The organism is Ruegeria profundi (genome assembly GCF_020171505.1).
Classification (GTDB): domain Bacteria; phylum Pseudomonadota; class Alphaproteobacteria; order Rhodobacterales; family Rhodobacteraceae; genus Ruegeria; species Ruegeria profundi.
The window spans coordinates 224,568-234,195 of sequence record NZ_JAIUZS010000008.1 but is presented as its reverse complement, the minus strand read 5'-3'; the positions used below and the strand labels follow the sequence as shown (position 1 = coordinate 234,195).

The 9,628-nt window shown below is 58.2% G+C and carries 11 protein-coding genes; 7 read left to right on the top strand and 4 right to left on the bottom strand.

Annotation, left to right across the window (positions count from 1 at the left end):
* The 3 genes from LCM21_RS17990 to parC all read right to left on the bottom strand — a co-directional run.
* Positions 1 to 119: GTP-binding protein (locus LCM21_RS17990; protein WP_222457858.1), on the bottom strand; the 119-nt coding region annotated here is incomplete at its 3' end.
* Between the two features lie 113 nt (positions 120 to 232).
* Positions 233 to 826: a hypothetical protein gene (locus LCM21_RS17985; RefSeq protein ID WP_068338998.1), complete on the bottom strand. Its 594-nt coding sequence runs from the start codon at positions 824 to 826 to the stop codon at positions 233 to 235.
* 94 nt (positions 827 to 920) lie between these two features.
* Positions 921 to 3,269 (bottom strand): DNA topoisomerase IV subunit A, encoded by a 2,349-nt coding sequence (parC, locus tag LCM21_RS17980; protein ID WP_224891830.1) that lies wholly within the window; start codon positions 3,267 to 3,269, stop codon positions 921 to 923.
* Between the two features lie 201 nt (positions 3,270 to 3,470).
* On the opposite strand from parC, the gene LCM21_RS17975 reads away from it, so the two are divergent.
* The 6 genes from LCM21_RS17975 (at position 3,471) to LCM21_RS17950 (ending at position 7,682) form a co-directional block, all read left to right on the top strand.
* Positions 3,471 to 4,079, top strand: a complete 609-nt coding sequence (locus tag LCM21_RS17975) for an SH3 domain-containing protein (protein WP_224891829.1) — start codon at positions 3,471 to 3,473, stop codon at positions 4,077 to 4,079.
* A gap of 69 nt (positions 4,080 to 4,148) precedes the next feature.
* Positions 4,149 to 4,976 carry an SDR family NAD(P)-dependent oxidoreductase gene (locus LCM21_RS17970; protein ID WP_224891828.1) on the top strand — a complete coding sequence of 276 codons (828 nt, stop codon included), beginning with the start codon at positions 4,149 to 4,151 and terminating at the stop codon, positions 4,974 to 4,976.
* A gap of 80 nt (positions 4,977 to 5,056) precedes the next feature.
* Positions 5,057 to 5,260 (top strand): twin transmembrane helix small protein, encoded by a 204-nt coding sequence (locus LCM21_RS17965; RefSeq protein ID WP_068339009.1) that lies wholly within the window; start codon positions 5,057 to 5,059, stop codon positions 5,258 to 5,260.
* The gene (locus LCM21_RS17960) at positions 5,261 to 5,833 is read left to right on the top strand and encodes a cob(I)yrinic acid a,c-diamide adenosyltransferase (protein ID WP_068339011.1); all 573 of its coding nucleotides are present in this window, start codon (positions 5,261 to 5,263) and stop codon (positions 5,831 to 5,833) included.
* A gap of 161 nt (positions 5,834 to 5,994) precedes the next feature.
* Positions 5,995 to 6,753 carry an electron transfer flavoprotein subunit beta/FixA family protein gene (locus LCM21_RS17955; protein ID WP_068339016.1) on the top strand — a complete coding sequence of 253 codons (759 nt, stop codon included), beginning with the start codon at positions 5,995 to 5,997 and terminating at the stop codon, positions 6,751 to 6,753.
* The gene (locus tag LCM21_RS17950) at positions 6,753 to 7,682 is read left to right on the top strand and encodes an electron transfer flavoprotein subunit alpha/FixB family protein (RefSeq protein ID WP_224891827.1); all 930 of its coding nucleotides are present in this window, start codon (positions 6,753 to 6,755) and stop codon (positions 7,680 to 7,682) included. Before LCM21_RS17955 ends, LCM21_RS17950 begins: the two co-directional genes overlap by 1 nt.
* 56 nt (positions 7,683 to 7,738) lie before the next feature.
* Here the strand turns inward: LCM21_RS17950 and LCM21_RS17945 are convergent, their stop codons facing one another.
* On the bottom strand, positions 7,739 to 8,554 hold the full coding sequence (locus LCM21_RS17945) for a DUF6473 family protein (RefSeq protein WP_224891826.1): 816 nt from the start codon (positions 8,552 to 8,554) through the stop codon (positions 7,739 to 7,741).
* A gap of 163 nt (positions 8,555 to 8,717) precedes the next feature.
* On the opposite strand from LCM21_RS17945, the gene LCM21_RS17940 reads away from it, so the two are divergent.
* Entirely contained in the window at positions 8,718 to 9,593 is an 876-nt protein-coding gene (locus LCM21_RS17940) for a 3-hydroxybutyryl-CoA dehydrogenase (RefSeq protein WP_224891825.1), read from the top strand.
* The last annotated feature ends 35 nt before the right edge of the window (positions 9,594 to 9,628 follow it).

Genomic DNA, 9,628 nt, shown 5'->3' with positions numbered 1-9,628 from the left:
TTGAAGTCGCCGAAATACTTGGTGATTGCTGCGGTCAGCGTCGTCTTGCCGTGGTCAACGTGGCCAATCGTGCCGATGTTGACGTGCGGTTTTGTACGCTCAAACTTTTCCTTTGCCATTCCTCAGGCGCCCTTTTGCAATTTGGGGGACCCTTGGTCCCGTGGTTACATCTGCGCGCGCGGGATATTTGGTTCAAAGGGGGAAATCAAGCACATCCTGCATCGAAAGCGGGTTATGATGCCGGATTTTGCGTGACGACGCCGGAATCAAGCGGTTGGATCAGGTCCGGGCGACGGTCGAACCAGCCATTTGCCTCGTGTTCTTCGGCCAGCCATTCCTCAACCCGGTCGGCCACTTTCAACGCCAGGCCGTTCATTTGCTCTTCTCGGGTGCGGGCGTGACCAGACCCGGCAAGGGCACTTTCGCCGGTCGTGTCCTCAAGAACCTGAAATTGTTTGGCCTTTGCCAAAAACTCTTTTTTGCGAACATCGTAGACGTTCACAAGTACGATAGCCGTGCTTTTGGGGTTATAGATGACTGGCACACCCGGAGGTGCCAGCATGTAACCTTCGAGGCTGATGCCAATGTCATACTCCTGAGCACCGTCGTAACGACCCAAACGGATATCCACGGCGTTTTGAATGGCCTCCTCCCATTCTTTGGGGGTCGCGTCGCGGGAGACCGGACCCTGCCTGGCTTTCTCAGCGAACGCATAATTGACGCGCAGCTTGAATTCGCCCAGCGACTCGGGTTCTTCGTACACTTGTGTCTGCGTGCAAGCGCCCAAAAGGGCCAGTCCGGCGATCAAGGTCAGAATACGCAACATGTCATGTCTCGATAGGCTTGTTTTTTATGATTTAGCGCACTGATACGGCCTGTGCCAAGCCGTATCGGCGGAATTTCACCACAGACCCACGCGGTCATGAGAACTTGTAGTCGCGCGGGAAACCATAAGGCGGTTTTTTTCCGACGCTGGCGCGTTTGGCCAGCCATTGGGACATATCGGCCTCGTGCCGGGTCTTGTCACCGCCCATGGACCATTTCAGGCCCTCTTCCCAGTTAAACGTAGTGACGTCGGACAGGCCACCATCCAGTTCCAAAGTGCCCTGCCGTCCACGCGCCATGTTGTATTTCTGCAGACGCACACCTTTGCCGCGTGTCATCTCGGGCAGTTCCTCTGTTGGGAACACAAGGAACTTGCCGTTCTGCGATACAACGGCCACATGGTCGCCCTGAACCGGCTTACAGATCATCGCCGTTTCGTCCCCCTTGACGTTCAGCACCTGTTTACCGTTGCGGGTCTGGGCCAGCACCTCATCCTCGGGCACGATGAAACCGTTGCCCGCCCCCGACGCCACCAGCAGCTTGCGCCCGGGCTTGTGAATCAGGATGTCGATAATCTGCGCCTCGTTCGGCAGGTCAACCATCAGGCGCAGGGGCTCACCCATGCCGCGACCTCCGGGAAGATTGGCGGCACTGACCGTATAAAATCGCCCGTTTGAGGCAAAAACCACTAACCGGTCTGTCGTTTCGGCGTGGAATATGAATCTCGGGCCGTCGCCATCCTTGAACTTCAACTCACGGTTCAGGTCGATATGGCCTGTCATGGCGCGTATCCAGCCCATCTGAGAGCAAACGACCGTGATCGGTTCCTTATCGATCATCGCCTCAAGAGGAACTTCTTCGACCTGACCCGCCTCGGCGAAGCGCGTGCGCCGCGCGCCACCTTCGTAGTCTTTGCCGAAGGTTTTCTTGGTCTCTTTCAGCTGCTCAGCAATCTTGGACCACTGCAGGGTCGGATCGGCCAGCAAATCCTCAAGATTGGCACGCTCCAGCATCAATTCATCGCGCTCGCGGACCAGTTCCATCTCTTCCAGACGGCGCAGGCTGCGCAGGCGCATGTTCAGGATCGCGTCGACCTGAACCTCGGACAACTCGCCCTCACCCGGCTTGGGCGAGACATAGTCGGCCTCATCGGTCGCGCGAACATGATCGATGCCCCAATCCTCACGCATCAGCGCCGCCTTGGGGTCGTCGTCATAGCGGATGATGTCGATCACACGGTCGAGGTTCAGGAAGGCGACGATAAAGCCCTCTAACACCTCTAACCGGTGGTCGATCTTGCCCATGCGGTGGCGCGAGCGGCGCAGCAGCACCTCTTGCCGGTGGTCGAGGAAAGCGCGCAGCACTTCCTTCATCGAGCAGACCTTGGGTGTCACCCCGTCGATCAGCACGTTCATGTTCAGGCTGAACCGCACCTCAAGGTCCGAGTTGCGATAGAGCATGCCCATCAGCACCTCGGGGTCCACATTCTTGGAGCGAGGCTCAAGAACCACCCGGATGTCATCGGCGGATTCGTCGCGCACATCAGCGAGAATCGGAATTTTCTTGGTCTGGATCAGCTCGGCGATCTTTTCGATCAGCTTGGATTTCTGAACCTGATAGGGGATCTCGGTAACGACGATCTGCCACTGACCTCGGCCCAGATCTTCGACCTCGAACTTGCAGCGCAGACGGAAAGACCCCCGCCCAGTGCGGTAGGCCTGTGCGATATTCTCGGGTGGCTCAACAATTACGCCGCCAGTCGGGAAGTCCGGGCCGGGCACGTAGTTCAGCAGCGTATCGTCGCGCGCATCCGGCGTCTTGATCAGATGCAGACAGGCGTCGCATAGCTCGGCGATGTTGTGCGGCGGGATATTCGTCGCCATGCCGACCGCGATACCGCTGGCCCCATTGGCCAAAAGGTTCGGGAACTGCGCGGGCAACACGACCGGCTCGGTCAGCGTCCCATCATAATTGTCACGGAAATCAACGGCGTCTTCGTTCAGCCCCTCAAGCAGAGCTTCGGCCACGATGGTCATCCGCGCCTCGGTATAGCGCGAGGCCGCCGGGTTATCGCCGTCAATGTTGCCGAAATTCCCCTGACCGTCGACCAGCGGGTAGCGCACGTTAAAATCCTGCGCCAGACGCGCCATCGCGTCGTAAATCGCGGCGTCGCCATGCGGGTGATAGTTGCCCATCACGTCGCCAGAAATCTTCGCCGACTTACGAAACCCACCCGTCGCACTGAGTCGCAACTCGCGCATGGCGTAGAGGATTCGCCGATGAACAGGCTTCAATCCATCCCGCGCATCCGGCAACGCCCGGTGCATGATTGTGGACAGCGCATAGGTCAGATAGCGCTCGCCAATCGCGCGGCGCAGCGGCTCGGCCACCTCGCCCCCATTGTCAGGGGCCTCCATGTTGGGGTTGTCGATCGTATCATTCATACATGATGTGATACGCCGCAACTGCGCCTTGGTAAAGCGACCAGCACATATTTACTGGGGACAAGTGGCGCTTTTTGCAACAAGGGGAGGCGCCCCTGCAATTTCCCCCGTCTTTCGACAGGATGCATGAAATATGGTAACCTATTGGAATTAGACTGCTGCTTATTTCTTGTTTCTTACGATTGACCCGGGGGATGCGCCATGACGCGCCTTATTGTAATCTCATTCGCTGCACTCGGATGGTGCTTTTACATCATGAGCGGGGGGCCGGATTTCGAACCACGCGGCCTGCGCAGCGACCAGCCTCAACGCGAAATTGTAGCCCAGGCCACAACCGTCGCGCCTGCGCGCGCCGAAGAGCTTGTAACCAATGTTGCAGCCCGAGTGCCAACGAGTCACGAGCCGCCAAAGGCCAAACCCGAAGAAGTGGTTCAGATCATTGCCGACGACGCGAGTCTTGCGTCGTTTTCAAGCCTGACAATCTTTGCCGATCAAAGCGCCAACTTCACGCTGGCCTCGCTGGAAGACGGCGTAGCCGGGCTGAGCCAGGTCACGACAGAGGTGCAGAGCGATGTCGCTGAGGCACCCGCCCTGCCCGAGCCGGAAAAGGACATTCGCGAGATTTCGGGCACGCGTGTAAACATGCGTGACGGGCCCGGTACGATCTATCCCATCGTCGGAAAGGCAACCATCGGCCAGAAGGTCGAGGTTCTGAGCGAGTCCGGAACCGGCTGGCTGCGATTGCGCGTGTTGCCGCAGCAACAAATAGGATGGATTTCGGCATCGCTGGTTCGAAAAATCCCGGACTGACGCAGTGGTGTGATTGCCCTGACCACAGCCTCGCAATAGCTATGGGCGAGGTTCAGAGTCAGGAAGATCATGCAAAAGACCATTCTTATCACCGGCTGCTCTTCGGGCATTGGTCAGGATGCCGCTCATGGTATGCGCGCCCGGGGTTGGCGGGTGTTTGCGTCCTGTCGTCAGCAGCGTGACTGCGACCGATTGCGGGCGCAGGGGTTTGAAAGCCCACGCATCGACTATACCGATGCAGACAGCATCGCGTCGGGACTGACCTCGGTTTTCGAAGCCACCGGCGGCACGCTTGATGCGTTGTTCAACAACGGCGCACATGGTCTGCCCGGAGCGGTCGAGGATTTGCCAACGGACGGTCTGCGCCAGATTTTCGAGGCCAACTTTTTTGGATGGCACGAGCTCACCCGACAGGTGATTCCGGCGATGCGGGCACAGGGGCACGGCCGAATCGTTCAGAATTCCTCGGTTTTGGGCTTGGTGGCCTTTCCATGGCGCGGAGCTTACGTGGCGACAAAATACGCGGTCGAGGGCCTTACAGACACGCTGCGCCTGGAACTGGCAGATACCGACGTAAAGGTGATCCTGATTGAACCCGGACCGATCACGTCAAAAATCCGGGAAAACTCGATCCCTTTTTTCGAGCGGTTCATCAATTGGGAAAACTCGGCCCTGCGCGCGCGGTACGAGGCTTCGTTACTGAAAAGACTATACGAATCCTCGGGACCCGACAGGTTCGAATTGCCCGCCTCGGCAGTGACCGACAAGCTGGCCCGTGCCGTCGAAGCAAAACGGCCGCGCGCGCGCTACTACGTGACGACTCCAACTTACGTTGCCGGATACCTGCGCCGTATTTTGCCGACCCGCGCCATCGACCGCATCCTCTCGGACATCTGAGGCGAAATTACCCGTTCGCTTTTCCAATCTGCGAAGCTAGATGGTAGACTAACGAAACAAGAAACGCGGACGGTGTACCCATGGACCTTTTGATGGTCGTTTTGCTGTTGGCCATGGCGGCTGTTGTCGTCGTGCTGGCGATAGGCATCTCAAACTTCGGCAAAAGCGGCAAAGCGGCAGCGATGAAAAGCAACAAGATGATGCGCCTGCGTATCCTGTTTCAGTTCATTGCCGTGTTGCTGATCGTGCTCTATGTCTGGCTGCGTGGACAAGGAGCGCAGTAAATGGTCGTCCTGAACAAGATTTACACCCGTACCGGCGATGACGGGAAAACCGCCTTGGGCAACGGTGAACGGGTTGCAAAATATTCCGGTCGCGTGGCGGCCTATGGCACCGTGGACGAGCTGAACTCGTTCGTTGGCGTGGCCCGCACCGAGGCAGAGGGCGACGTTGATGCAGCCCTGTCGCGCATCCAGAACGACCTATTCGATCTGGGCGCGGATTTCTGCCGCCCCGACATGGAAAAAGACGCCGAGGCCGACTATCCGCCGCTGCGCATCGTTGCATCGCAGATCGACCGGCTTGAGGCCGAGATCGACGTCATGAACGAAACGCTGGAACCGCTGCGCAGCTTCATCCTTCCGGGCGGTTCTCGGTTGGCGGCCCATCTGCATGTGTGTCGCACTGTTTCGCGCCGGGCCGAGCGGTTGGCGGTTGAACTGACCAATCTGGAGCCGGTAAACGCAGTCGCAGTGAAATACCTAAACCGCCTGAGCGACTGGTTCTTCGTGGCGGCCCGCTGCGCCAATGAAAACGGCACTCAGGATGTTTTGTGGGTCCCGGGCGCCAACCGATAAGTTTTGGGACGCAGCGGCAAAAAACACGAAACGCGACGTCCCAAGCCCATGACGTGACGATTTTACTCTGTTGCAGAGGGAATTGAGACGCTATTCAATCCCCCGAAAGCATTGGTGGAGTCGCTTCGCGGCTTACCGTTTTTTGAGGAGAAAGCGCTAAAATGAAGGTACTCGTGCCTGTCAAACGCGTGATTGACTATAATGTGAAAGTCCGCGTGAAAGCGGACGGTAGCGGTGTTGATCTCGCCAATGTCAAAATGTCGATGAACCCGTTCGACGAGATCGCCGTAGAAGAGGCGATCCGCCTAAAAGAAGCGGGCAAGGCGGATGAAGTTATTGCTGTTTCGGTGGGCGTAAAGCAGGCGCAGGAAACGCTGCGTACCGCGCTGGCCATGGGGGCCGACCGCGCGATTCTGGTCGTTGCGGCTGACGATGTGCACACCGATATCGAGCCATTGGCCGTTGCCAAAATCCTTGCCAAAGTGGTCGAGGAAGAGCAACCCGGACTGGTTCTGTGCGGCAAGCAGGCGATCGACAACGACATGAACGCCACCGGCCAGATGCTGTCGGCACTGCTGGGCTGGAGCCAGGGCACGTTTGCCTCTGAGGTGGATATCGAAGGCGACAGCGCCAAGATCACCCGCGAGGTGGATGGCGGCCTGCAGACCATCAGCGTCAAGATGCCGACCATCGTGACCGTCGACCTGCGCCTGAACGAGCCGCGATATGCGTCGCTGCCCAACATCATGAAGGCCAAGAAAAAGCCGCTGGATGAGAAAACCGCCGCCGATTACGGCGTCGATGTCAGCCCGCGTCTGGAAATCGTCAAAACCGACGAGCCGCCGGCACGCGCTGCCGGTATCGTCGTGGGCTCGGTCGACGAGCTGGTTGCAAAACTCAAAGAAGCGGGGGCTGTGTAATGGCTGTTCTTCTTCTGGCAGAAGTCAATAATGGTGAGCTGTCGCTGGACGCCACCGCCAAGGCTGTCAACGCCGCCAAGGCACTGGGCGACGTGACCGTTCTGGCCGCGGGCGGCTCGGCTGCTGCTGCTGGCGAGGCCGCCGCCAAGATTGACGGTGTGTCCAAAGTTTTGGTGGCCGAAGACGCGTCTTTGGGTCACCGTCTTGCAGAATCAACGGCCGCGTTGATCGTGTCACTGGCCGACGGGTACGAGCACATCGTTGCCCCCGCCACAACCGACGCCAAGAACGTGATGCCGCGCGTGGCCGCGCTGCTGGACGTGATGGTGATCTCGGATGCGTCGGGCGTGGTTGACGGCTCGACCTTTGAGCGCCCGATCTATGCGGGCAACGCGATCCAGACCGTGAAATCGAACGACGCCAAAAAGGTTGTCACCCTGCGGACCGCCAGCTTTGACGCGGCGGGCGAAGGCGGCGCGGCCCCGGTTGAGACCATCTCGGTCCCGGCGTCCGAAGGCCTGTCGTCCTGGGTCGAGGACAAGGTGGCCGAAAGCGACCGTCCGGAACTGACCTCGGCCGGTGTCGTTGTCTCGGGCGGCCGTGGTGTTGGCTCGGAAGACGACTTCAAACTGATCGAAACCCTGGCCGATAAGCTAGGCGCCGCCGTAGGTGCCTCGCGTGCGGCGGTTGACTCGGGCTATGCCCCGAATGACTGGCAGGTGGGTCAGACCGGTAAGGTTGTTGCACCTGACCTCTATGTCGCTGTCGGCATCTCGGGCGCGATCCAGCACCTGGCGGGTATGAAGGACAGCAAGGTCATCGTTGCGATCAACAAAGACGAAGAAGCCCCGATCTTCCAGGTCGCCGACTTCGGTCTGGTCGCCGACCTGTTCCAGGCTGTGCCGGAGCTGACCGAAAAACTCGGCTAAGTCTGCTACGACTTTCAACTAAAGTACTCGAAGGCCCGCCAAAAGGCGGGCCTTTGTTAGATTTGCCTTCGGATTGGCCCCAACAGCGCGTCGGCAATTGTCTTGTGCGCCGCCGGGCCGATCATGTACTCGGCCATCGGCTGCTGTAACGTTCCGAACAACATATCCTCAAGCGCGTCGGATTGCCCGGATACAGGCACCGTAACTTCAATAAAATCCGCGCATAGGGGGCGAACAGCCTCAAACATTTCCGGTGTTATAGCTGTACTTTCATTTTGGCGGTCTCCATCTTTGTGTTGCAGCACTCTTAGCCCCAACAGAATGACCGGCACCTCCAGCCTGTGTAGCAAGTCACTGATTTTCCGAACCCAGTTGCGGCGCAACTCATCCACAACAACCTCGAAACGCGCATCTTGATGTCTTTGCAAAGAACTCATCAAATGGTGCACGAAATGAACATCGGTGAAGTCCAGTTCGGGATATAGATCGATCAAGTCCGATGTTGGTGTAAGAACCCGGTCATTGCGCCGGGGATGGACGCGGTAAAAGTGATTCGTCTGGCTGAGAACACCCGGCGCCTGAAGGATGCACAACTCGGCCATATTCAAAAGCCTGAACAAACCTGCGTCGCTGCACAGCGCCTCAACCCCGCAGAAAAGACTTCCAAGATTCAGGCAGCGCCGATCCAGCTTTTCTTCGAGAATCGTGGCAAAGGGACGTTCCACAAACCGCCCATAGGTTTCATCCCCGCCCGTGCAAACCATGTAGACGGTATCCAACGACCGCTCTGGCCCACGAAACCAAAGACGTGATTCACCGTATTGGCATACGGCATGCCCGGCACCTGCCGAGCCTGTTTGATGATAGCTCATAACACTCACCCATTTTTCACCCGGTTGCCATCTTGAAGCCGCAAGTCTTGAGAAAGTCCTAATGTGCGCATTTAAAGCAAATTGGATGCGTCTGATCCCCTTGCCGCCCCTACCGATCTGCCGCTAGTGTCCCCCCAACCCCGAGACTCAGAGGCATCAGAACATGGACGTAAAATCAGTCGGAGTGATCGGCGCAGGTCAGATGGGCAATGGCATCGCTCATGTTCTGGCCCTGGCGGAATATGACGTTCTGCTGAATGACGTGAATCAGGACGCGCTGAATGCCGCACTGTCTACGATCGAAGGCAACATGGCGCGCCAGGCCTCGCGCGGGAAAATCACGGACGAGGCAATGCAGGCCGCGCTCAAGCGGATCAAAACCACGCTTGCGCTGCCCGAGCTGGGGCAGACCGATCTGGTGATCGAGGCCGCAACCGAGCGCGAGACAATCAAACAGGCAATTTTCGAGGACCTGCAACCGCATCTGCAACCGCACACAATTCTGACCTCGAACACCTCGTCCATTTCGATCACCCGGCTTGCCAGCCGTACGGACCGGCCAGAGCGGTTCATGGGGTTTCACTTCATGAACCCGGTTCCGGTGATGCAACTGGTCGAACTGATCCGCGGCATTGCGACGGATGAACCAACTTTCAACGCGTGCAAGGCCGTCGTGGATCGTCTGGGAAAAACGGCCGCCAGTGCCGAAGACTTCCCCGCCTTTATCGTGAACCGCATTCTGATGCCGATGATCAACGAAGCGGTCTATACATTGTACGAGGGCGTTGGAAACGTGCAGTCCATAGACCAGTCCATGAAGTTGGGCGCGAACCATCCGATGGGCCCACTGGAACTGGCTGATTTCATTGGGCTGGACACCTGCCTGGCCATCATGAACGTGCTGCATGATGGGTTGGCAGACACCAAATACCGTCCCTGCCCATTGCTGACCAAATATGTCGAAGCCGGTTGGCTGGGGCGCAAGACCGATCGTGGGTTTTATGACTACAGGGGCGAGGTTCCGGTCCCCACCCGCTAATGCAGAGGGGCAAAGCCCCTCTGGCCCTTCGGGTT

What these genes read in the sequence shown, in the direction of transcription:
- LCM21_RS17985 (WP_068338998.1), bottom strand. Translation starts at nt 826, where the DNA reads ATGTTGCGTATTCTGACCTTGATCGCCGGACTGGCCCTTTTGGGCGCT.
- parC (WP_224891830.1), bottom strand. Translation starts at nt 3,269, where the DNA reads ATGAATGATACGATCGACAACCCCAACATGGAGGCCCCTGACAATGGG.
- LCM21_RS17975 (WP_224891829.1), top strand. Translation starts at nt 3,471, where the DNA reads ATGACGCGCCTTATTGTAATCTCATTCGCTGCACTCGGATGGTGCTTT.
- LCM21_RS17970 (WP_224891828.1), top strand. Translation starts at nt 4,149, where the DNA reads ATGCAAAAGACCATTCTTATCACCGGCTGCTCTTCGGGCATTGGTCAG.
- LCM21_RS17965 (WP_068339009.1), top strand. Translation starts at nt 5,057, where the DNA reads ATGGACCTTTTGATGGTCGTTTTGCTGTTGGCCATGGCGGCTGTTGTC.
- LCM21_RS17960 (WP_068339011.1), top strand. Translation starts at nt 5,261, where the DNA reads ATGGTCGTCCTGAACAAGATTTACACCCGTACCGGCGATGACGGGAAA.
- LCM21_RS17955 (WP_068339016.1), top strand. Translation starts at nt 5,995, where the DNA reads ATGAAGGTACTCGTGCCTGTCAAACGCGTGATTGACTATAATGTGAAA.
- LCM21_RS17950 (WP_224891827.1), top strand. Translation starts at nt 6,753, where the DNA reads ATGGCTGTTCTTCTTCTGGCAGAAGTCAATAATGGTGAGCTGTCGCTG.
- LCM21_RS17945 (WP_224891826.1), bottom strand. Translation starts at nt 8,554, where the DNA reads ATGAGCTATCATCAAACAGGCTCGGCAGGTGCCGGGCATGCCGTATGC.
- LCM21_RS17940 (WP_224891825.1), top strand. Translation starts at nt 8,718, where the DNA reads ATGGACGTAAAATCAGTCGGAGTGATCGGCGCAGGTCAGATGGGCAAT.